Below are 22441 nucleotides of genomic sequence, written 5' to 3'. Positions count from 1 at the left end.
CTCCGAAAAGATCATGCTCAGGCAACGAGGCGGCGTAAGGCGTCGTGCAGTCGCTCAGGTCGTCAGCACGGTCTCGGTGTGCTCGACCTCCGGGGGCGAAGCAAAATACTGACCGACGAGGCCGCGCCATTCGGTGAAATTCTCCGAGCCGCGGAAATCGACGGTGTGGTTCTCCAGCGTCGCCCACTTCACCATCAGCCGGTAGCGCTGCGGCTTCTCGATCGACTTGTGCAGCTCGAAGCCGTGAAAGCCCTTCGAACCGCCGAAGGCGGCCTTGGCCTTGGCGACGGCCGCCTCAAAATCCTTCTCGCTGCCCGGCTTGACGTCGATTTGCGCAATCTCGGTGATCATCGGTTTCCACCCTGTTTGTTTGATGGGTGTGTCTACCGTAGACCGCAACGAAGAAAAAGGCACCGAATCGGCGCCCTGACCGGTCAAAAATGCGTGCTCTCAGGCGAACAGCAGAGCGGTGCCCGCCACGATGAGCGCGCAACCGATGAACAGCGCGAGCGGCCAGTAGCTACGGCTTTGCGTGTAGCGCCCCTGGGCGCGGCGCTCGGTGATGAGCGCGCGCTCGTATTCATCCGCGGTGGAGAACACGCAAGCGAAGCCGCCGCGTGCCGAGGCCGCAGCGGCTTCGAGCGACATCAGGGCAGCCTGCGGGTTCTGTCGACGGATCGCTTCCATGACCGCAATGGTAGGGATCGAATGGTAAACAGCGGATTACCGAAGGCGCCTCTTGAGGCGCCTCTTGGCTTCAGGCGGTGGCCGGACGCGCCTGCGGCGCACCAACCCGCGCCGCGCTCTGGCGGCGCCAGTTCTCCAGCGACAGCGGCAGCTCCTCCGCCGCCTCGACCCGGTTACGACCGCCGCGCTTGGCCTGATAGAGCGCGGTGTCGGCCGAGGCCAGCAGCACCTCGAGCTCGGTGCCGGCCGGACCGCCGGCGACGCCGATGCTGACAGTGGTGTCGACCGGGCCCTCATCGACGACGACGCCGGAGGTCTCGAACGCCTCGCGCACGCGCTCGGCAACCAGGACACCCTCCTCCAGCGAACACGGCAGCAGCGCCGCGAACTCCTCGCCGCCGATGCGGCCCGACATATCGGTCATGCGCAGGTTGCTGACGACGACGGTCGAGAACAGCTTCAGCATCTCGTCGCCGGCAGGATGGCCGAAGCGGTCGTTGATCGACTTGAAGTGATCGATGTCGAAGATCATCACGGTCACGGGACGGCCGGCCTTGGCCTCGCGCTCGATCACGCGCCCGCAGGCTTCCGAGAAGCCGCGGCGGTTGAGCATGCCGGTCAGGGGATCGGTGGACGCGGCGGTCCGGTGCGCCGTCACCGTGCGCTCCGACACCAGCATGAAGATCACGAACACGGTGCCGACGGCATAGAGGATGAGCTCGACCGCAAACACGGTGACCCAGATGCTGCCGGAGAAGCCGGCATCGTTCGGACGCAGGAAGCTGCCGAGCACGATCGGCAGCATCAGCACGCAGCCGTGCAGCACCGGCACCACGAAGGCCGGCCAGCGCCGTTGCAGGCTCTTGCGCCGCTCGACCCAGAGCTCGCTCGCCGTCAGTGCCGCATAGACCGAGACGATGCCGGCGCCGACGATCATGCGCAGCATGGACGCGGCGGGATCAAGCAGCGTCACGGCGGCGGCCCAGGCCAGCGCGCCGACAAGGAGACCCGGCCAATTCGGCTTGCGGCCGTGGAAGACGCGCGCCGCATTCCACACCATGCCGCAGGCGACGAAGCCGACTGCGTTCAGCGCAAGGTAAAGATGCGGGCCGAGCTTGTCGCCGGCCGCGGTCCATAGCGCGACGGACGCTGCGCCGAGGAGATACGCGGTGCCCCACCATTTCAGCGCGGGGCTGTTCTCCTGCTTGCCGAAAAACACCATCATGGCGCCGAGCAGTGCGGCAACCATGGTGGCGACCAAATAGAGCGTGATGCTATCGAGCGACATCATGTCGGCCCCCTTCTAGACATAGCAAGTTACGCGATCGGCCCAGCCGACTTGCGCGCCCTTCCAGATGCGACGCTATGTCCCGCGAGTTCCATTCAGGTTTTCATGCGGGGCCAAGTTTTCGGGAAACACGTCATCAATTTGCATACAAACGAACAACAAAAAGGGCGCTGAAATCAGCGCCCTTTTGCATCTCATTGAAGCCGCTTTCGCGGCGAATGTGACCGAAGCGATTAACGCTTCGAGAACTGGAAGGACCGGCGGGCCTTGGCCTTGCCGTACTTCTTGCGCTCGACCACGCGGGAGTCGCGGGTGAGGAAGCCGCCCTTCTTGAGCACGGTACGCAGCTCCGGCTCGAAATAGGTGAGCGCCTTGGAGATGCCGTGACGGACGGCACCGGCCTGGCCGGACAGACCACCGCCGGCAACCGTGCAGATCACGTCGTACTGGCCGGAACGCGCGGCCACCGAGAACGGCTGCTCGATCATCATGCGCAGCACGGGACGGGCGAAATAGACCTCGACCTCGCGCGAATTGACCGTGACCTTGCCGGCGCCCGGCTTGATCCAGACACGGGCGACCGCGTCCTTGCGCTTGCCGGTGGCGTACGCGCGGTTGAACTTGTCGACCTTCTTCTCGTGCTTGGGCGCGTCGGGCGCCGCCGCCGTCTTGAGCTGCGAGAGCTGGTCGAGCGACTGGATGGATTCGGCCATGTTATGCGGCCCTCGTGTTCTTGCGGTTCAACTTGGCGATGTCGATCTTCTCGGGCGTCTGGGCCTCGTGCGGATGATCGGCGCCGCCATAGACGCGGAGGTTGCCCATCTGGACGCGACCGAGCGGACCACGCGGGATCATGCGCTCGACGGCCTTCTCGAGCACGCGCTCGGGATGCTTGCCTTCAAGGATCTGGCGCGCGGTGCGCTCCTTGACGTGGCCGACATAACCGGTGTGCTTGTAATAGGTCTTCTGCTCGCGCTTGCGACCGGTGAGGACCGCATGCTGCGCGTTGATGATGATGACGTTGTCGCCGCAATCAACGTGCGGGGTGTAGGTCGGGAGGTGCTTGCCGCGCAGGCGCATGGCGACGATGGTGGCGAGACGGCCGACGACCAGACCCTTGGCGTCGATCAGTACCCACTTCTTCGTCACCTCAGCCGGCTTTGCCGAAAAGGTTTTCATATCGGAGTTTCCGTGGACGGGAGATATCGGCGCGAACACCGCGCCGGACTGGGCGGTTTTCTAGAGAAGAGACGCACAACGGTCAATGCCCCAGAGCGGGAATTACAATAGCAAAATCAATATCTTAAAATTATGGTGCTATATTACCTGCGAAAAGCTCAAACATTTGGAATGGAATAGGTCGAGGTGACATGAGCGATCGGATCGGGCGACGTGCCGGACAGCAGCTTCACCTCGCCGACCGCCAGGCGTTTGCCGAGCTTGAGCAGCCGCGCCTCCGCCAGCACATCCTGGCCGGGCTGGCCCTTGCGCAGGAAGTTGATGTTGAGATTGGTGGTGACCGCAAGCCCGATCGGCCCGATCGCGGACAGCAGCACCACGTACATCGCGAAATCGGCCAGTGCCATCAGCGTCGGGCCGGACACGGTTCCACCCGGCCGCAGCATCCTTTCGCTGTAGCGCTGGCGCAAAAGGCAGGTCTGGCCGTCGGCGCTCTCGATCGTGATGTCATCGCCGCTGAAGGCCTGGGGAAACTCGTCACGGAGAAACTGCTCGACCTCCGCCACGCTCATTTTCGCTAACGCCATGCTTCGCCTCACCCTCGCTTCACGTCCCCTGTTACATTAAGTTATCTGCGTCATCCAATTGCAAGAATCCAACCGGAAACGCTTCGATGTCCGCCCAGGCCGCCCGCGCCCCCTCCCCGCAACCGTCGAGCCTGCTGCGCGAGACCATAGGGCCCATCGCGGTCCTGACGCTGAACCGCCCGGCCGCCCGCAACAGTCTGTCGCAGGCGATGATCGCAAGCCTGCATGCCGAGCTCAATGAGATCCGCGACGACAAGGCGGTCCGCGGCGTCGTGATCGCAGCCAACGGCCCCGCCTTCTCCGCCGGCCACGACATGAAGGAGCTGACGGCGCGCCGCACTGACCCGGATCGCGGCCGCGCCTTCTTTGCCGAGATGATGACCGCCTGCAGCGCGATGATGCAGGCGGTTGTGCATTTGCCGAAGCCCGTGGTCGCGGCCGTCCAGGGCATTGCGACCGCGGCCGGCTGCCAGCTCGTGGCAAGCTGCGATCTCGCGATCGCCTCGGAAGCGGCGAGCTTCGCCACGCCGGGCGTCGATATCGGCCTGTTCTGCTCCACGCCGATGGTGGCGCTGTCGCGGAACGTGCCGCGCAAGCAGGCGATGGAAATGCTGCTGACCGGCGAGCCGATCCCGGCCACGCGCGCCCGCGAGATCGGGCTCATCAACCGCGTGGTCGCGGCCGGCACCGAGCGCGAGGCCGCAATTGCCCTCGCCGAACAGGTCGCGCTGAAGTCGGCCTACACCGTCAAGCTCGGCAAGGAGGCGTTCTACCGCCAGGCCGAGATGAGCCTTGCGGACGCCTATCGCTATGCGGCAGAGGTGATGACCGAGAACATGATGGCGCGCGACGCCGAGGAAGGCATCGGCGCCTTCATCGAGAAGCGCACGCCAACATGGCGGGATGAATAGTCAACTCCTCATCCTGAGGAGCCGCGGAACGCGGCGTCTCGAAGGATGGAGGCCCGACTGTGGCCTCGTGGTTCGAGACGCGCGGGCCGCGCTCCTCACCATGAGGGTCAGAGAAAGAAAAAGATGAACCACGACGCCTATCCCGACAATTACATCCGCGGCATCCTCAACAGCGTGAAGTCGATCGCGATGGTCGGCGCCTCGCCCGTCAATGTGCGGCCGAGCTATTTTGCGTTCAAATATCTGGCGCAGCGCGGCTATGACATGATCCCGGTCAATCCCGGCCATGTCGGCAAGGATCTGCTCGGAAAGCCGTTTGTCGCCTCGCTCTCCGACATCGCCCGCCCCGTCGACATGATCGACATCTTTCGCAACTCCAGCCACATCATGCCGGTGGTCGAAGAAGCGCTCACGCTCGATCCGCTGCCGAAGGTGATCTGGATGCAGCTCGGCGCGCGTGACGACGCGGCAGCGGCGAAAGCGGAATCGGTCGGTATCAAGGTCGTAATGAACCGCTGCCCGAAGATCGAATATGGCCGCTTGTCGTCGGAGATCTCCTGGATGGGCGTCAATTCACGCACGCTGAGCTCCAAACGGCCGCCGGCTCCGACGCAAGGCATGCGGCTATCCCTCAATCGGATGAGTGTCAGCGGCGGTGACACCGCGGCTTCCGATCGCGCAGCAAAGAACAAGACCGAGCAGAGCTGACGCAATAGACTTCCGTTGCGCGAACGTGACAATCGTAGCGCCGTGATGTGAAGCGGCGCCTTGACGGCGGGCGCGTCGCCGATCAGCATGCCGCGCGATTTCAGATCACAAGAACAGGACGCCCTCAATGAGCGATCGCCTTCCGGGATTTTCGACCCTCGCCGTGCATGCCGGTGCACAGCCCGATCCCACCACCGGTGCGCGCGCGACCCCGATTTATCAAACCACCTCTTTCGTCTTCAACGACGCCGACCACGCCGCCTCGCTGTTCGGCCTGCAGGCATTCGGCAACATCTATACCCGCATCGGCAATCCCACCAACGCGGTGCTGGAAGAGCGTGTTGCCGCACTCGAAGGCGGCACCGCCGCGCTTGCGGTCGCCTCGGGCCACGCCGCACAGGTCGTGGTGCTGCAGCAATTGCTCCAGCCCGGCGACGAATTCATCGCCGCGCGCAAGCTCTATGGCGGCTCGATCAACCAGTTCTCGCATGCGTTCAAGAGCTTCGGCTGGAACGTGGTGTGGGCCGATTCCGATGACATCGCAAGCTTCGAGCGCGCGGTGACGCCGCGCACGAAGGCCATCTTCATCGAGTCCATTGCCAATCCCGGCGGCAGCATCACCGACATCGAGGCGATCTCGACGGTGGCGCGCAAGGCGGGCGTGCCGCTGATCGTCGACAACACGCTGGCCTCGCCCTACCTGATCCGCCCGATCGATCACGGCGCCGACATCGTCGTGCACTCGCTGACGAAATTTTTGGGCGGCCACGGCAATTCGCTCGGCGGCATCATCGTCGATGCCGGCACGTTCGACTGGTCCACGGGCGGCAAATATCCGATGCTGTCGGAGCCGCGGCCCGAATATCACGGCATCCGCCTCCAGGAGACCTTTGGCAATTTCGCTTTCGCGATCGCCTGCCGCGTGCTGGGCCTGCGCGATCTCGGACCCGCGCTGTCGCCGTTCAACGCCTTCATGATCCTGACCGGCATCGAGACGCTGCCGCTGCGCATGCAGAAGCACTGCGACAACGCCAAGGCCGTCGCCGAATTCCTCGCCGGCCATCCGGCGGTGGCCTCGGTGAGCTATGCGGGCTTGGCAAGCGACAAGTACAATCAGCTCGCGCGGAAATACGCGCCGAAGGGCGCAGGCGCCGTGTTCACCTTCAGCCTGAAGGGCGGCTATGACGCCGGCGTCAGCTTGGTGTCGAAGCTGCAGCTGTTCTCGCACCTGGCCAATGTCGGCGACACCCGCTCGCTGGTCATCCACCCCGCCTCGACGACGCACAGCCAGCTCGACGACGCCGCCAAGGTGAAGTCCGGCGCCGGCCCCGACGTGGTGCGGCTCTCGATCGGCATCGAAGACAAGGAAGATCTGATCGCAGATCTGGAGCAGGCGCTGGGGGCGTAATTGCCATCGTCATTCCGGGATGGTCCGAAGGACCAGACCCGGAATCTCGAGATTCTCAGGTGCGCAATTGCGCACCTGAGTTCGGTCCTGCCGGACCGCCCCGGAATGACGGCGGCCGTTTTGGCCGCAGTCAGTTAACAGTCATTAACCATATCTGCCGCATACATCGTCCTTGGATCGCCCCTTTGATTCGGAGCCGACGATGCTGCGCTGGATGGTACCTGCCCTTGCCGCCATGCTGACGGTCTCAGCTGCCGTTGCCGCCGATCTGCCGGCCACAGCGAGACGGCGCGCTGCCGTGCCGCCGCAGGACCCGCCACAGGTCTATGTCGAGACCGATCCGGATGCGCTGATCTCGCCGGCCTATGGCATCGGCAGCTACATCCGCAACCTGCCCGGCACGCCGCTCCTGCCCGGCTCCAGCACCTTGCCGGGCTATTATGGCCGGCCCTGGAGCTACGATTATCAGGGCCCGTACTACGGCGGACCGCAGGTCGGCTATTTCTGGCGCCTGCCCTACGCCTGCGGCGTCTACGGCTATTGCTGACCTGATCAGCCGGCCTGACCGACCGGAACCGCGCGCGGCTGCGCCTGCGCAGATTGTCGCGAGGCCAGCCGCTCCACCTGCATCACCGCAAGCGTGAGCACCACGATCGCGACCGCCTGATGCGAGAGCGCGAGATCGATCGGCACCTGGTTGAGCAGCGTGAGGATCCCGAGCACAGCCTGCAGGCTGACCGCGGCGAACAGCCAGAGCGCACCGCCGGCCGCCGTGCGCGAGCGTACCGCATCGAACGCGTGCAGCGCCGCCAGCACGAACAGCGCATAGGCCGTCATACGGTGCTCGAACTGCACCGTCAGCACGTTGTCGAACATATTGCGCCACCACGGCGTCTCGAACCAGAGCCGGTCGCCTGCGGGAATGAACGCGCCGTCGATCTGCGGCCAGGTGTTGTAGGCACGCCCGGCGCGCAGACCCGCGACCAGCGCGCCGAAATAGATCTGGACGAAGGTCACGATGAGCAGCAGCACGCTCGTGAATCTCAGCCGCGCGGGCGCAATGATCTGCGGCCGCTCGGCGAGCCGCCGCACCGTCCAGACGATGCCGGCAAAGATCAGGAGCGCGAGCACCAGATGCGTCGCCAGTCGATATTGCGAGACCTCGACACGTTCCGTGAGGCCCGAGGCCACCATCCACCAGCCGACGGCGCCCTGGAGTCCGCCAAGCGCGAACAGCAGCCACAGCCGCCGTTTCAACTCACCCGACAGGCCGCCGCGCCACAGGAAGAACAGGAACGGCAGCAGATAGGCCACGCCGATGAAACGGCCGAGCAGCCGGTGGCTCCATTCCCACCAGAAAATCTCCTTGAACTCGGACAGGCTCATGCCCGCATTGAGCTCGCGATATTGCGGAATTTTCTTGTAGGCCTCGAAGGCCTCGGTCCACTGCGCCTCCGACAGCGGCGGCACGCTGCCCGTAACCGGCTTCCATTCGACGATCGAGAGGCCGGATTCCGTCAGCCGCGTCGCGCCGCCGACCAGCACCATCAGCGCGATGAGGGCGGCCACGGAAATCAGCCACCAGCGCACGGCGCGATGCGGATTGGTCGGAGCGAAAATCGTCGTCATTTCAGGGGCAAAACCAAGCCTTGTTGCAAAGAGACTTGAACCGGACTGCGTGCCCCTTATAGTCCCCCGCTCCCGCAGCGCAAGTTACGCGAAGGCCGCAGCATTCCGCCATGACGATCCGCACCCGCAAGTTCCTCGGCGCCATCCTGCTCCTGGTGCTGGCCACCGTCTGGGCCCTGCTCGGCATGGCGCTGGCGCAGATGCCGTGGATCGCCGAGTCCGGCTGGTGGCAGGCGATCTACTACGTGGTGGTCGGCATGGGCTGGGTGCTGCCGGCGATGCCGATCGTGAGTTGGATGCAGCGGCCGGATCGCGTCAAATCTTAATTCGTAACGCTGCGGGTCGGTTTCACCGGCGCGAAGGCAGCACCGGACACCAGCACACGCAGCATGCGCAGTGATTGTATCCGGCCGTCCCAGGAAATCCGCGGCAATGCGCGCAGATTGGTGCGCCCCTCCGCGTCCACGATGCCGGGGATGGTCGAGACGGCGCTGGCAAAGCCGGCCTCCTCCGCCATGACGACATGGCTGCGCCGGAAAGACGAGCGATCGCCGAACGGAAAGGCCAAGTGCCTGATCTCGCGGTCGAAGGCCGCTTCCGCCACCGCCTTGCCCATCGTCATCTCGCGCAACGCGGCGGCGTCCTTCATGTTGGCGAGAACGGGATAGTTCACCGTCGCGCTGCCGACCGTGACCAGCGGATCCGCCGCAAGCTTTGCCAGATCCTCCCAATCCATCGACGCTTCGCGCGAGAGCGCGGCGAGGTCGACCCGGTAGCGCGTGCAGAGATCGGCGATCGCAGCCGACAAATCCGCCGGCGGCAACGAGCGCAGCCAGCTCTCGACGAACGAAAACAGCGCCTGCTTCTCGGCGTTGCCTGTGACGGTGAAGCGCTGCTCTTTCTCGCCCATCATCAGGTTGATGCGGCTCTCGCGCGCGATCATCCGCTCGAGCCCGAGCCACCAGGCCTCTCCGACTCCATCGGGAAACGCGGTGGGCACATAGATCGTGAACGGCACGGCGTGGCGCGCCAGCACTGGATAGGCGAAGCTGATGAGGTCCTTGTTGGCGCCGTCGAAGGTTAGCGCCACGAAGCGCCGCTTCTCCGGCAGCGTCACCGCGCGGCGGCAGACATCGTCCATGCCGAGGAAGTCATATCCCCACTGCTTCAGCGCACCAATGGCGCGATCGAGAAATTGCGGACTGATCTCGCTTTCACGCAGCGGCTGAAACGCGCCGCGCCGCCGCGGCCGCACGTGCTGAAACCGCAGGATCGCGCCGGCGCCGCGGCTGCGCAGCACAGCCTGACCGGTGAACCAGGCCAGCTCGAGCCGCAACCGCTCCAGCCATCTGTCGTCGGATGCCAATGTCCCACCTTCGCGTTCGCCTGATTGTCATTACCCTTTGTTGACATTTCTTTGCAAAGGTCGGCCACAGGCCGAAATACGCAAATTTTTCGTTTCTCGACAGGTTTCGTGAATGACCATGGCTGCGGCGATGCAAAGCCGGACGGCAGAATCGCCAGCGCGGTCGAAAGCGAGCCGTATCGCGCATGTCGATATCGTCACCGATCTGGCCGAGGCCGAGACGGTCTGGCGCGCGTTCGAGGAGAGCGGTCACCTCTTCACGCCCTACCAGCGCTTCGACCTGCTCAGCCCATGGCAACGGCTGGTCGGCAGCCACGACGGCGCCAGTCCCTTCATCGTCATTGCCCGCGACACCGAGCGCCAGCCGCTCCTGCTGCTGCCGCTCTCGCTGCGGCAAGGCCACGGCGTGCGCACGGCCTGCTTCATGGGCGGCAAGCACACCACCTTCAACATGGGCCTGTGGAACGCCGCGTTCGCCGCCGAGGTCGCCAGCGCCGATCTCGACGCGCTGCTTGCGCCGCTGCGCGAGCATGCCGACGTGCTCGCGCTGACGCAGCAGCCGCTGCGCTGGCACGACCAGCACAACCCGTTCGCGCAGCTGCCGCGGCAGAGTGCGATCAACGGCTGCCCTCTCCTGGCGATGGAGCCGGGCGGGCCGCCCACATCGCGGATCAGCAACTCCTTTCGCCGCCGCCTCAAGAGCAAGGAAAAGAAGCTCCAGGCGCTTGCCGGCTATCGTTATCACCTCGCCACCACGGATGCGGACGTCACCCGCCTGCTCGACTGGTTCTTCCGGGTCAAGCCGGCGCGGATGGCCGAACAGAAACTGCCCAACGTCTTTGCCGAGCCCGGCGTCGAAGCGTTCATCCGCAGCGCATGCCTGTCGCCGCGCGGCGAAGGCCGCGTCATCGACATCCATGCGCTCGAATGCGACGACGAGGTGATCGCGATCTTCGCCGGCGTCGCCGACGGCCAGCGCTTCTCGATGATGTTCAACACCTACACGATGTCCGAGCACGCCCGCTACAGCCCCGGGCTGATCCTGATGCGCTACATCATCGACCGCTACGCCGAACGCGGCTACCGCTCGCTCGATCTCGGCATCGGCTCGGACGATTACAAACGCATGTTCTGCAAGGACGACGACGACATTTTCGACAGCTTCGTGCCCCTGACCGCGCGCGGAAAACTCGCGGCGATGGCGATGTCCTCGCTGAGCCACGGCAAACGGCTGGTGAAGCAGAACCAGATGTTGTTCGATCTGGCGCGGCGGCTGCGGCAGACGTTCGGGTAGGCGTCACAGCCTCTCAATCTCTAGCCACTTGCGAGCTGCCCTTCCCTTCTCCCCTTGCGGGAGAAGGTTGCATAGGCGGCCTTCGGCCGCCGTTCTTAGGAACGCCGAAGCGAAGCTTCGGCTATGGCGCCGGATGAGGGGTATGTCTCCGCAAATTTAAACGGCCATGAGACTCGCGGAGAGATACCCCTCACCCGTCCCGCCGCTACGCGGCGAGCCACCCTCTCCCGCAAGGGGAGAGGGTAAGAGAGATCACGCCGCCACGCCGCGCGGTGCTTCGGCCGCGTCCGACGGCTGCACCGGCCTGCTCAGCATCGTTACCTCGCTGAAGCCGACGGCCCGCAGCTGCTCGCACATCAGCGTGCGGGCATCCGGCGCCATCGAGGCATCGGGCACCACGACGGCGCGGGCATGCGCCGTCAGCAGTTCGGCCGGGAGGTCCGAGGCGCTGCCGGCGTCCACCAGCACGTGGTCGTAGGCGCGGAGCAGCGCATCGATCGCGAGCGTCACCCGCGGCGATTGCAGCAGGCTGCGGTCGAAGCCGGGACGGCCGGCCATGACCAGATGCAGCCGCGAGAGCTTGTCCCGGGTGATGATTTGCGCGAACGAGGCCTCGCCCTGCATCAGCTCGGCGAGGCCGGGAGCCGAAGCATCGACGGACACCGCGGCGATGGTCGGCGAGGATGCGGCGAGATCGACCACAACGACGCGCGCATCGCGCGCCAGGTGCCGGGCCAGTGTCAGCGTCGACAGCGTGATAGCTTCGCCGGCCGCGGTGCCGAGCACCGTGACCTTCTTCGCCGCCGGCCCCGCAGCGCGCAGGCTGTCGGCCAGATGCTCGATCTCGGTGAATTCAGTGACGTCGGCATCGGCCGTCATCTCGGGCTGAAGCGGCGTAAGGTCCTCCACAACCGGATCGAGCATCGGTTCAGCCGCCGGCTGGACGACCGGCTGGACCAGCGGCTGGTGGACTACCGGCTCTTGGCGCACCGGTGCCTGCGTCTGCGCCGGCGTGAACACGGCCGCCGCGCGCGGCGCGGTCTGGCGCAACAGCTCGCCGGTGACGACGACGCCGGACGAGAGCAGCAGCGTCGCGATCGTCGCGATCAGCACGATCGGCAGCTTCTTCGGATAGGCCGGCGTATTCGAGACGATGGCGCGCGAGATGATGCGGCCTTCCGCCGGCGCGGTATCGATGCTTTCGCGGGTGCTGGCCTCGCGATACTTCCCAAGATACGTCTCGAGCAGGTCCCGCTGCGCCTTGGCTTCGCGCTCGAGCGCGCGGAGCTGGACGTCCTGACCGTTGGTCGAGGTCGCCTGCTTCTTGAGCTGATCGAGGCTCGCCGTCAGGCCGTCGACCCGGCCACTGGCGATCCGCGCATCGCTTTCGAACGAGCGCGAGATCTTGGCCGCTTCGTCGCGAATCTGGTTGTCGAGGTCGCCAAGCTGCGCCTTCAGCTCCTTGATCCGCGGGTGATTGCCGAGCAGCGTCGATGACTGTTCGGCAAGCTGCGCCCGCAACGTCACCCGCTGCTCCGACAGCCGCCGCATCAGTTCGGAGTTCACCACCTCGGACGCCTCGATCGGCTTGCCGCTCTGGAGCATCTCTTTGATCAGCCGCGCCCTGGATTCAGCATCCGCCTTCATCGAGCGTGCGTTGTTGAGCTGGGTATTGACCTCGCCCATCTGCTGGTTCGAGAGCGTGGTGTTGTTGGTGCCGACGAACAGCGACGACTTGGAACGGAAGTCCTCGACCTTGGCTTCGGCGTCGGAGACTTTCTTGCGCAGATTTTCGATTTCGCCCGAAAGCCACTGGCTGGCGCTGCGGGCCTGATCCTGGCGCGCATTCTGCTGGAGCACGAGATAGCCGTCGGCGATCGAATTGGCGACGCGCGCGGCAAGGTCGGGATCGGCGGACTGGAATTCGACCACGATCACGCGCGACTTGTCGACGGCGTAGGCCTGGAGCCGCTCGTAATAGGCATCTAGCACCCGCTCTTCCGGCGTCATCGAAAACGGATCGCGGCCGATGCCGATCAGCGCCGCGAGCGACTTCAGCGGCGAAATGCCTTGCAGCACTGGATCGAATTCGGGGCGCTCCGCGAGCTTGTTCTTCCTGATGATCTCACGCGCGAGATCGCGCGACAGCACGAGTTGCACCTGGCTGGTCACCGCCTCGGGATCGAGCGACTGCCGCTCTTCGGTGCTGCGGTCGCTGCTCGGCCGCAAGAACACGTTCTCGCGGCCGTCGATCAGGATGCGGGATTCCGACTTGTAACGCGGAGTGATGAGATTGACGGCGGCGATCGACGCGACGAGCGCGAGCACCGTCGGCACGATGATCCAGCCGCGCTTGCGGGCGAGCACCGCGCCGAGCGCGTGCAAATCGATGTCGCCGGATTCGGCTTGTGCCTGCTTCGCAGCAACGGGCGCAAGCTCTGCTTCAATCTTGGGCGCGGCTTCGGTCGATTTGGCTTCGGCCTTGGGCTTCGAAATAGCCCGCTCGACCACCGCCTTGTCCTTGCCGGCACGCCAGAACGCTAAACGCATCGAACACTCCCGCAGGGCAACGCTGCGACTCTACCTCAACCGGGGCGATTACACTCCATTAAGGTTGCTGCTGGGTTAATCGCGCCCTGCCGCGACCGGCGCGCACCGCGCCGACACCGTTTGTTAACCACGAGGGCTCTTAATCCATCTCGATATTTCGAGAATTGTTCGAGCATTCGCCGTCGAGCGCTGGTTCTGATCATGCCCCCCTCTCCCGACCGGCCGCTCCGCATCCTGCACGCCGTGCGCGCTCCCGTGGGCGGCATCTTCCGCCACATCCTCGATCTCGCCAACGGTCAGGTCGATCGCGGTCATCACGTCGGGATTCTCGCCGACAGCCTCACCGGTGGTGAGCGCGCGGACAAGGCGCTGGCCGAGCTCGCGCCGCGGCTGAAGCTCGGCGTGCACCGGCTGGCGATCCGTCGCGAACCGTCGCCTGACGATTTTCTGGTGTGGCTGCGGATGCGGCGCCTGATCGCCGCGCTCAAACCCGACGTCACGCACGGCCACGGAGCCAAGGCCGGCGCCTTCGTCCGCATGCGGCGGCGATCCAACGACACCATCCGCATCTACACCCCGCATGGCGGCTCGCTGCACTATCCCCTCAACACCTTCAAGGGCGAGTTTTACGCGCGGCTCGAACGCACGCTGATGGACGCGACGGACTTGTTTCTGTTCGAGAGCGCGTTTGCGCGCGACACCTATCAGCGCATCGTCGGCACACCCAAGGGCGTGGTGCATTGCGTCTTCAATGGCGTGACGCCGGAAGAATTCGAGCCTGTTAGCATCGCCGACGATGCCACCGACCTCTCCTATGTCGGCGAGTTCAGGCACATCAAGGGCGCGGATTTGCTGGTCGATGCGGTGGCGCGCCTGCACGAGGGCGGCAAGAAGGTCACGCTCACGCTAGGCGGCGACGGCGAGGAGACGGCGGCGCTGAAGGCGCAGGTCGACAGGCTCGGCCTCTCGAGCGCCATCCGCTTCATCGGTCACGTCAAGGCGCGCTACGGCTTCTCCAAGGGGCGGCTGCTGGTCGTGCCCTCGCGCGGCGATTCCATGCCGTACGTCGTGATCGAGGCTGGAGCTGCCGGCATTCCCATGATCGCGGCCCGCGTCGGCGGCATCCCCGAGATTTTTGGGCCCGAGAGCCCGGCCCTGTTCGCGGCGAGCAATGCCGAAGCGATGGCGGAGGCGATCGCGGCCGCGCTCGACGATCCGCAGGCGACCGCGCAGCGCGCATCCGCCCTGCGCGAGCGCATCTCCGCGCATTTCTCCCAGCAGGCGATGGTTGACGGCGTGCTCGCGGGTTATCGCGACGCATTTGCCAATCATTAACCATCCTTAAGACCGCTTTAGAGAATCTTCCGATTTGTCCGATAATCGACGTGCCAGGGGATGCTCGCCCGGGGCGCAACGCTGCGACCCGCGGGTTTTTTGGAATGGACGTGGACGCCCGTGGAACCGCTCAACGCACGCTCGATGCTCGACGCCGCGACAGGCGCCGCGGCGAAGCCAGCTGACCAACCGTTTGTGGAGCGCCGCCGCCGGCTCTCGCCCGCCGCGCTCGACGTCGTCAACCAGAAGGTCGCCCGCGCCTATTCTCCGATCGTGATCACCGGCTTCGTCCGTTTGGCCGATTTCGCCCTGCTGAGCCTCGTCGGCATCGCGCTCTATGTCGGCTATGTCATGCCGCTCGCCGGCTCCTTCAGCTGGGTTTATCCCGCGCAGATCATCGCCGTCGTGGTCTGCTTCCAGGCCGCCGACATCTATCAGGTGCAGCTGTTCCGCGGTCAGCTCCGGCAGATGACGCGGATGATCTCCTCCTGGTCGTTCGTCTTCCTGCTGTTCATCGGCGTATCCTTCTTCGCCAAGTTCGGCAGCGAAATGTCGCGGCTGTGGCTTGCCGCCTTCTACTTCCTCGGGCTCGCCGCGCTCATCTCCCAACGTCTGGTGCTGCGCTCGCTGGTGCGCGCCTGGGCACGCCAGGGCCGGCTCGACCGCCGCACCATCGTCGTTGGCTCCGACAGCAACGGCGAGCAACTGGTCGAGGCGCTGAATGCCCAGGAGGATTCCGACATCCACGTGCTCGGCGTGTTCGACGACCGCAACGACAGTCGCGCGCTCGACACCTGCGCCGGCGCGCGCAAGCTCGGCAAGGTCGACGACATCGTCGAATTCGCCCGCCGCACCCGCGTCGATCTCGTGCTGTTCGCGCTGCCGATCTCGGCGGAGACCCGCATCCTGGAGATGCTGAAGAAGCTCTGGGTGCTGCCGGTCGACATCCGGCTCTCCGCGCACACCAACAAGCTGCGTTTCCGTCCCCGCTCCTATTCCTATCTCGGCGAGGTGCCGACGCTCGACGTGTTCGAGGCGCCGATCACCGACTGGGACCTGGTGATGAAGTGGCTGTTCGACCGCATCGTCGGCGGCCTCGCGCTGCTCGCAGCCCTGCCGGTGATGGGACTGGTGGCGCTGGCGGTGAAGCTCGACAGCCCCGGCCCGGCGCTGTTCCGCCAGAAGCGCTTCGGCTTCAACAACGAGCGCATCGACGTCTACAAATTCCGCTCGATGTACCACCATCAGGCCGACCCGACCGCCTCCAAGGTCGTGACCAAGAACGATCCGCGCGTCACCCGCGTCGGCCGCTTCATCCGCAAGACCAGCCTCGACGAGCTGCCGCAGCTCTTCAACGTGGTGTTCTCAGGCAATTTGTCCCTGGTCGGCCCGCGTCCGCATGCGGTGCAGGGCAAGCTCCAGAGCCGCCTTTTCGACGAAGCCGTCGACGGCTATTTCGCTCGTCACCGCGTCAAGCCCGGCATCACCGGCTGGGCCCAGATCAACGGCTGGCGCGGCGAGATCGACAATGAAGAGAAGATCCAGAAGCGCGTCGAATTCGACCTCTACTACATCGAGAACTGGTCGGTGCTGTTCGACCTCGTCATTCTCCTGAAGACGCCGGTCTCGCTGCTGACCAAGAACGAGAACGCGTATTGAGTTTGCTACCCCCGAGCCACACTGTCATCGCCCGGCTTGACCGGGCGATCCAGTAATCGCCGGCAGTGGAAACTGCCACGAACGGCTCGGCGTACTGGATACCCCGCCTGCGCGGGGCATGACGGCGGAAGTTGTGGCGTACAAGTTGCGTAAGCGTATGAGCATGTGATGGCGTATGCGGCGACAGCCGGTGGAGTGAAATTAGCCGCACCGGCTGCGCCCGGCGTGCTGGCTATCCAGCGCGCGCTGGTGTGGCTGGCCGGCGCCTCCGGCGCCATCGTCTTCATCGAGCCGAGCCCCTACGAGATCGTGACGCTGCTGGCCGCCGTCACCTTCTTCGCGACCGGTCTGCGCCTGCGGCTCGTGCTGATGCCGCTGATCCTGATGCTGGTCCTGCTCAATGTCGGCTACACGATCAGCGCGGTCCCGCTGTACGAACAGTCCGAGGTGGCGAGCTGGATTGCGACCTCGTGGTACATGGCAGTCACCGTCGTGTTCTTCGCGATGGTCACCTCGGAAGACACCGCGGCCCGGCTGGACATGCTCCGCCGCGGCCTCGTGGTCGGCGCGATGGTCGCCTCGCTGTCTGCGGTCGCCGGCTACTTCCATCTGGTTCCCGGCGGAGACGATCTCCTCACACTCTACGGGCGCGCGCGCGGCACGTTCAAGGACCCGAACGTGCTCGGCGCCTTCCTGATCCTACCGGCGCTGTTCGCGCTCCAGAGCGTGGTCTCCGACAAGTTTGCCAAGGCGTTCCGCAACGTCATCGCCTTCGGCATCATGTCGCTGGCGATCCTGCTCGCGTTCTCCCGCGCCGCCTGGGGCGGACTGGTGCTGACCTCCGCCTTCATGCTGGTGCTGATGGTGCTGACCAGCCGCACCAACGCGCAACGCTCGCGCATCGTCGTCATGGCGATCGTCGCCGCGGTGCTGGGCCTCGCGCTGATCGCGGTGCTGCTGTCATTCGATTCCACCGCCGAGATGTTCAAGCAACGCGCGAGCTTCGACCAGAGCTATGACGAAGGCCGCTTCGGCCGGTTCGGCCGGCACATCCTCGGCGCGGAGATGGCGCTCGACCTGCCGTTCGGCATCGGCCCCCTGCAATTCCACCGCTACTTCCCCGAGGACACCCACAACTCCTACCTCAACGCCTTCATGTCCGGCGGCTGGCTCTCCGGCGTGTGCTACCCCGCGCTGGTCTTCACCACCGTGATCATGGGTATCAGGCACATCTTCGTCCGTGTGCCCTGGCAGCGCGCTTATCTGGCGATCTTCTCCGCCTTCGTCGGCACCGTCGGCGAGAGCTTCGTGATCGACACCGACCACTGGCGGCACTTCTGGATGATGCTGGGCGCGATGTGGGGCATGATCGCGGCTGCGCAGGCTTACAAGATCAAGGACAATACCGTTCCGATGGAATCGGAACGGTAATGTCTGGCTTTCTGTTTTGACGCGTTTTCTTGACGCGAACCGGTATCCACTTCGCTCGAAAACGCTCTAGCGACGAAGCTTCTTCAGCTTGAGATCGGGCCGCTTTTCCGGCGGCGTATCGAGCAGGCCCTTCAGCGCCTCGGTTGCAGCGAGCACGCCCTTGTAGCCCTCGGTCGCGAAGCGCAGCAGCAGGCGCAGCTCCTCGTCGGAATAGGCGCCAAACACCTTCTCCATCGCCTGCTGCATCGGCACGTAGAGCTGGCCGATCTTCATCGCCGTCTCGGGCACGACGGAAATGAAGACCTTGCGGCGGTCTTGCTCGTCCCGCTCGCGGCGCACCAGCCCGGCCTTCTCGAGTCGGTCCACCACGCCGGTGATGGCGCCCGTCGTCAGCCCCGTGACCTCGGCAAGCCGGCCCGCGGTGACGCGTCCTTCGAGATAGAGGATGTCCATGCATTCGAGGTCGGAATTGGCAATTCCGGCAACGTTTGCAACCGTTTGGCCATAGAGCACGCCCTGCGCGGACGACCGCCGCATCGCCTCCTCGAGCTCCTGCAACAGCGCCGCGCGCGCCTTCGTCCTTGACAAGGCCGACCTCATATCTTAGTCGATATATATCTTAGCTACTAAGAGATTTAGCAACCGTAATTTCTCCTAGCACCACGGAAACGTCGGGAGCAAGCCATGTCCAACCGTCCCCGCAAGGCCCTGATCATCGGCGCCGGTATCGCCGGGCCCGTCACCGCGATCCTGCTGCGCCGCGCTGGCATCGAATCCGCGATCTACGAGGCCTGGCCTTATTCGAAAGGTATCGGCGGCGGCCTCCAGATCGCACCGAACGGCATGCATGTGCTGGACGAGATCGGGCTCGCGAACGAGCTGATCAGCCGCGGCTCGATCGCTGAATCCTTCGACTTCTATTCGCAGAGCGGCGAACGGCTCGGCTCGATCAACCGCGACATGGCGCGGCGCTTCGGCCAGCCGGCCGTCAATGTCTGCCGCGCAACGTTGAACGAAATCCTGATCGACAAGGCCTGGTGCGCCTGCGTCTCGCTCTATTTCGAGAAGCGCCTGATCAAGATCGAGGACCGCGGCGACCAGCCGATCATCGCCTACTTCTCCGACGGCACCACGGCCGAAGGCGACTTTCTGATCGGCGCCGATGGCGTGCACTCGGTCGTGCGCCGCCAGGTCGTGCCGGACGGTCCGCAACCGTTCGACACCGGGCTGATCGGGTTCGGCGGCTTCGTGCCGCACGCCGTCCTCGATGGCAGGCCGATCGGCCGGCACGTCGAGACCACGTTCGGCAAGAGCGGCTTCTTCGGTTACGGCTATTGCAGCCCGGATCCGAACGACGGCGTGATGTGGTGGAGCACGCAGCCCGCGCACGGCATGGACGCGGCGATGTTCCGCGCGCTCGACCACGCGACGCTGAAGCAGCATCTGCGCGGCTTCCATCACGGCTGGCACGATCCGATCCCCGATATCATCGACGCGGCCGAGAATATCGTGGTCACCGACACGCTCGACGTCGCGACCTTGCCGACCTGGTCGCGCAAGCGCTCCCTGCTGATCGGCGATGCCGCGCATGCGACCAGCCCCCACGCGGGCCAGGGCGCTTCGCTCGCACTCGAGGATGCGATGCGGCTCGCGCGGCTGATGCAGGAGGGCCAGGAGCTCGGCGCCACCTTCCAGGCTTTCGAGGCCGAGCGGCGCCCGCGCACGGAAAAGATCGTCGCGATGGCGCGCCGCAACGGCAACAGCAAGCGCGAGTTCAGCGCCACCGGCGCATGGGTCCGCAATCAGATGATGAAATGGCTGTTGCCGCTGGGCTCGAAGAGCATGGAGTTCATGTACGCGTATGATGCGCGGGCGGCGTAGCGGCAATCTCACTGTCATCGCCCGCGAAGGCGGGCGATCCAGTACGCCGCGGCCTCTCGATTCAACAACACTGTCTCTGGAATACTGGGTCGCCCGGTCAAGCCGGGCGACGACACCGTCATTTAGGCACGCAAAAGCGCCTATCTCTCCACCTCAACCCTCAGCCCGGCGTGATCGACCAGCCGCTTGATCAGCTTGTGCTGCATCGCTGCGCCCGGCGTCCAGAGACCGGCCGGGACATCAGGCGTGTCGCGCAGCAGGCAGATCGCGCATTCGGAAACCATCTTCGCCGTTGAGGCATAGCCGGGATCGAGATCGCCCTTCACCGCCGCGCGCACCTGACGGCCGTCGGGCGCGATCGCGACATAGAGCACGTCGTAATGACCGTTGTCGCGCTCTTCCTTCGATGGCCCGTCGCCGGGCTTGAGCGCTTTGGGGCCGGTCTTTTCGCTATTGGCGGCCATGACGAGCTTCGCGTTGGCCTGCCCTTCGTCCCCCGTCCCCGTCAGCACCATCTCGTCGTAGACGAAATCGCGGCCATACGGGAATCCCATCAGCATGTTGGAGCGATGGACGTTGCGCGTGTTCAGCGTCGCCATAGCAAACGGGGCGGACCAGGATTGCAGGTCTTCCTCGAAAACGGGCTTGTTGCCGCGCGGCTGTTTCGGCCCCTCGAAGCCGGGCGTGAATGCGAAGGGGTCCTTGAGGATCGACACCAGGCTGAGATCCTGCGCGACTGCTTCGAAGGTGACCCTCGCGCTCGCCGAGGTGCCGCCGGAGAACTTCCAGCTGAGGTCGCGGACGCGCCCCTTGACGCGCGGCGCCGGCGCTCCGAACACGCGACGGGCTTCCTCCTGCACGAAGAACGCACCGAGCTCGAACGGGATGGAATCGAAGCCGCAGGAGAACATGATGCGCGCGCCGCTCGCCTTCGCCGCCGCGTCATACCTGTCGATCATCTGCTTCAGCCAGATCGGCTCGCCGCAGAGATCCATATAGTCGGTGCCCGACGCGACGCAGGCGGCAAGCAGATCGGAGCCGTAGAGCTGGTAGGGACCGACAGTGGTTATGACCAGCTTCGCCTGATCGACCATCGCCCGCAACGAAGCCGGATCGGCTGCGTCCGCCACGATCAGCGGCGTGTCAGCGGGTGCGCTGATCGCATCGCGAACGGAGGCGAGCTTGTCCCTGCTGCGCCCGGCCATCGCCCATGTCGGCGCGCCGTCACCGGCATAGCTTGCAGCGAGATATTCGGCGACGAGCTGGCCGGTGTATCCCGTTGCGCCGTAGACGACGATGTCGAACTTCGCGGACACGGATCACGCTTCCTTGGGAGCCGTGGACCTTATGCTTCCACTCCGAACGTCAGCCCAGCATTATCCCGCAGCCGCTTGATCAGCTTGTGCTGCATCGCCGCGCCCGGCGTCCAGAATCCGGCCGGGACATCTGTCACATCGCGCAACAGGCACATCGCGCATTCGGAGATCATCTTCGAGGTCGAGCCGTAGCCGGGATCGCGGTCGCCGGTGACGCCGGCGCGAACCATGCGGCCGTCGGGCGCGATCGCGACATAGAGCAGGTCGAAGCGGCCGTTCTCCCGCTCTTCCTTCGAGGGCCCCTCGCCCGGCTTCGGCGCGTTCGGACCGGTCTTCTCGGCGTTGGCTGCCACCACGCGCTGCGCGTTGGCTTCGCCCTTCTCGCCGGGACCCGTCAGAACCATCTCGTCGTAGACGAAGTCCTGGCCGTAGGGAAAGCCCATCAGCATGTTGGAGCGATGGACGTTGCGCGTGTTGATCAGTGCCATCATGAACGGCGCGGCCCAGGATTGCAGGTCCTCCTCGAGCAGCGACCTGTTGCCCTTCGGTTGCTTCGGGCCGGTGAAGCCCGGAGTCAACGCGAACGGATCGTTCAGGATCGCGATCAGGCTGATGTCCTTTGCGACCGCATCGAAGGTCGCCTTGGCGCTCGCTGCGGTGCCGCCCGAGAGCGTGCCGCGCATGTCGCGCACGCGGCCTTTCACACGCGAGGCCGGAGCGCCGAACACGCGCTTGGCCTCTTCCTGCACGACAAACGCGCCGAGCTCGAACGGCACGGAGTCGAAGCCGCAGGAAAACACGATACGCGCGCCGCTCTCTTTGGCGGCCGCCTCGTACTTGTCGATCATCTGCCGCATCCAGATCGGCTCGCCGCAGAGATCGAAATAATCGGTGCCGGTAGCAACGCAGGCAGCTAACAGCTCCTCGCCATAGAGCTGATACGGGCCGACGGTGGTGATCACCGACATCGTCTGCTCCGCCATCGCCTTCAGCGAGGCCGCGTCCGACGCATCCGCGACAATCAGCGGCGTATTCCCGGGCGCGCCGATCGCATCGCGTACCGACTTGAGCTTGCCGAGGCTACGGCCTGCCATCGCCCATTTGAGCGCGTGGTCACCCTTGTAATGCTGAGTCAGATATTCGGCGACGAGCTGGCCGGTGAAACCGGTCGCACCGTAGACGACGATGTCGAATTTCGCTGAGCTCATGGTC

The 22441-nt window shown here is 65.0% G+C and carries 22 protein-coding genes; 10 read left to right on the top strand and 12 right to left on the bottom strand.

The annotated features are described in order from the left end of the window. Window positions 1–54 precede the first annotated feature (54 nt). The 6 genes from AB7Z56_RS19805 to AB7Z56_RS19780 form a co-directional block, all read right to left on the bottom strand. Window positions 55–351, bottom strand: coding sequence for an antibiotic biosynthesis monooxygenase family protein (locus AB7Z56_RS19805; RefSeq protein WP_028155908.1), 297 nt, complete (start codon window positions 349–351; stop codon window positions 55–57). Window positions 352–450: 99 nt separating this feature from the next. Continuing rightward, on the bottom strand, window positions 451–687 hold the full coding sequence (locus AB7Z56_RS19800) for a hypothetical protein (RefSeq protein WP_063982945.1): 237 nt from the start codon (window positions 685–687) through the stop codon (window positions 451–453). Window positions 688–757: 70 nt separating this feature from the next. Further along, complete coding sequence (locus AB7Z56_RS19795; protein WP_231142094.1) at window positions 758–1978, bottom strand: GGDEF domain-containing protein; 1221 nt, start codon at window positions 1976–1978, stop codon at window positions 758–760. Window positions 1979–2208: 230 nt separating this feature from the next. Continuing rightward, window positions 2209–2688 (bottom strand): 30S ribosomal protein S9, encoded by a 480-nt coding sequence (rpsI, locus tag AB7Z56_RS19790; RefSeq protein WP_007611021.1) that lies wholly within the window; start codon window positions 2686–2688, stop codon window positions 2209–2211. A gap of 1 nt (window position 2689) precedes the next feature. After that, window positions 2690–3154 (bottom strand): 50S ribosomal protein L13, encoded by a 465-nt coding sequence (rplM, locus tag AB7Z56_RS19785; protein ID WP_008137961.1) that lies wholly within the window; start codon window positions 3152–3154, stop codon window positions 2690–2692. Window positions 3155–3312: 158 nt separating this feature from the next. Further along, window positions 3313–3741 carry a PaaI family thioesterase gene (locus AB7Z56_RS19780; protein ID WP_039147848.1) on the bottom strand — a complete coding sequence of 143 codons (429 nt, stop codon included), beginning with the start codon at window positions 3739–3741 and terminating at the stop codon, window positions 3313–3315. Window positions 3742–3827: 86 nt separating this feature from the next. Between AB7Z56_RS19780 and AB7Z56_RS19775 the strand changes: the two genes are divergently transcribed. From AB7Z56_RS19775 to AB7Z56_RS19760, 4 genes are all read left to right on the top strand, one after another. Beyond that, window positions 3828–4652 (top strand): enoyl-CoA hydratase, encoded by an 825-nt coding sequence (locus AB7Z56_RS19775; protein ID WP_063982943.1) that lies wholly within the window; start codon window positions 3828–3830, stop codon window positions 4650–4652. 123 nt (window positions 4653–4775) lie between these two features. Further along, complete coding sequence (locus tag AB7Z56_RS19770) at window positions 4776–5360, top strand: CoA-binding protein (protein WP_063982942.1); 585 nt, start codon at window positions 4776–4778, stop codon at window positions 5358–5360. Between the two features lie 127 nt (window positions 5361–5487). Next, the gene (locus AB7Z56_RS19765) at window positions 5488–6768 is read left to right on the top strand and encodes an O-acetylhomoserine aminocarboxypropyltransferase (protein WP_028149015.1); all 1281 of its coding nucleotides are present in this window, start codon (window positions 5488–5490) and stop codon (window positions 6766–6768) included. Between the two features lie 202 nt (window positions 6769–6970). Further along, complete coding sequence (locus tag AB7Z56_RS19760) at window positions 6971–7315, top strand: hypothetical protein (RefSeq protein ID WP_063982941.1); 345 nt, start codon at window positions 6971–6973, stop codon at window positions 7313–7315. 5 nt (window positions 7316–7320) lie between these two features. Here the strand turns inward: AB7Z56_RS19760 and AB7Z56_RS19755 are convergent, their stop codons facing one another. Beyond that, entirely contained in the window at window positions 7321–8397 is a 1077-nt protein-coding gene (locus AB7Z56_RS19755) for a COX15/CtaA family protein (protein ID WP_063982940.1), read from the bottom strand. A 110-nt stretch (window positions 8398–8507) separates the two neighbouring features. Between AB7Z56_RS19755 and AB7Z56_RS19750 the strand changes: the two genes are divergently transcribed. Then, on the top strand, window positions 8508–8723 hold the full coding sequence (locus AB7Z56_RS19750; RefSeq protein ID WP_063982939.1) for a DUF2842 domain-containing protein: 216 nt from the start codon (window positions 8508–8510) through the stop codon (window positions 8721–8723). Here AB7Z56_RS19750 and AB7Z56_RS19745 read toward each other — a convergent pair. Continuing rightward, window positions 8720–9763, bottom strand: a complete 1044-nt coding sequence (locus tag AB7Z56_RS19745) for a polysaccharide deacetylase family protein (protein ID WP_063982938.1) — start codon at window positions 9761–9763, stop codon at window positions 8720–8722. The genes AB7Z56_RS19750 and AB7Z56_RS19745 overlap by 4 nt on opposite strands. A gap of 112 nt (window positions 9764–9875) precedes the next feature. Here AB7Z56_RS19745 and AB7Z56_RS19740 point away from each other — a divergent pair, with 112 nt between their 5' ends. Next, window positions 9876–11057, top strand: coding sequence for a GNAT family N-acetyltransferase (locus AB7Z56_RS19740; protein ID WP_063982937.1), 1182 nt, complete (start codon window positions 9876–9878; stop codon window positions 11055–11057). 252 nt (window positions 11058–11309) lie between these two features. On the opposite strand, the gene AB7Z56_RS19735 is transcribed toward AB7Z56_RS19740, so the two are convergent. Continuing rightward, on the bottom strand, window positions 11310–13607 hold the full coding sequence (locus tag AB7Z56_RS19735; protein WP_231142096.1) for a GumC family protein: 2298 nt from the start codon (window positions 13605–13607) through the stop codon (window positions 11310–11312). Between the two features lie 201 nt (window positions 13608–13808). On the opposite strand from AB7Z56_RS19735, the gene AB7Z56_RS19730 reads away from it, so the two are divergent. The 3 genes from AB7Z56_RS19730 to AB7Z56_RS19720 all read left to right on the top strand — a co-directional run bounded on the left by AB7Z56_RS19730 (window position 13809) and on the right by AB7Z56_RS19720 (window position 18032). Next, window positions 13809–14942 (top strand): glycosyltransferase family 4 protein, encoded by a 1134-nt coding sequence (locus AB7Z56_RS19730; protein WP_063982935.1) that lies wholly within the window; start codon window positions 13809–13811, stop codon window positions 14940–14942. Between the two features lie 120 nt (window positions 14943–15062). Further along, window positions 15063–16601 carry an undecaprenyl-phosphate glucose phosphotransferase gene (locus AB7Z56_RS19725; protein WP_354131597.1) on the top strand — a complete coding sequence of 513 codons (1539 nt, stop codon included), beginning with the start codon at window positions 15063–15065 and terminating at the stop codon, window positions 16599–16601. A 168-nt stretch (window positions 16602–16769) separates the two neighbouring features. Next, on the top strand, window positions 16770–18032 hold the full coding sequence (locus AB7Z56_RS19720; protein ID WP_063982933.1) for an O-antigen ligase family protein: 1263 nt from the start codon (window positions 16770–16772) through the stop codon (window positions 18030–18032). 66 nt (window positions 18033–18098) lie between these two features. Here AB7Z56_RS19720 and AB7Z56_RS19715 read toward each other — a convergent pair whose 3' ends face one another. Beyond that, window positions 18099–18569 (bottom strand): MarR family transcriptional regulator, encoded by a 471-nt coding sequence (locus AB7Z56_RS19715; RefSeq protein ID WP_063986329.1) that lies wholly within the window; start codon window positions 18567–18569, stop codon window positions 18099–18101. Between the two features lie 147 nt (window positions 18570–18716). On the opposite strand from AB7Z56_RS19715, the gene AB7Z56_RS19710 reads away from it, so the two are divergent. Then, a complete protein-coding gene (locus AB7Z56_RS19710; RefSeq protein WP_063982932.1) occupies window positions 18717–19913 on the top strand; it encodes an FAD-dependent monooxygenase in 1197 nt (398 codons plus the stop codon). A 140-nt stretch (window positions 19914–20053) separates the two neighbouring features. Here the strand turns inward: AB7Z56_RS19710 and AB7Z56_RS19705 are convergent, their stop codons facing one another. Together AB7Z56_RS19705 and AB7Z56_RS19700 are read right to left on the bottom strand one after the other, a co-directional pair. Continuing rightward, the gene (locus AB7Z56_RS19705) at window positions 20054–21229 is read right to left on the bottom strand and encodes a saccharopine dehydrogenase family protein (RefSeq protein ID WP_354112943.1); all 1176 of its coding nucleotides are present in this window, start codon (window positions 21227–21229) and stop codon (window positions 20054–20056) included. 29 nt (window positions 21230–21258) lie between these two features. Then, window positions 21259–22437, bottom strand: coding sequence for a saccharopine dehydrogenase family protein (locus AB7Z56_RS19700; protein WP_135215973.1), 1179 nt, complete (start codon window positions 22435–22437; stop codon window positions 21259–21261). Window positions 22438–22441: the final 4 nt, after the last annotated feature.

The sequence above is a fragment of the Bradyrhizobium sp. 482_C4_N1_8 genome, from assembly GCF_052075965.1.
Lineage (GTDB): Bacteria > Pseudomonadota > Alphaproteobacteria > Rhizobiales > Xanthobacteraceae > Bradyrhizobium > Bradyrhizobium barranii.
This window is presented reverse-complemented; position numbering and strand designations above follow the sequence as displayed.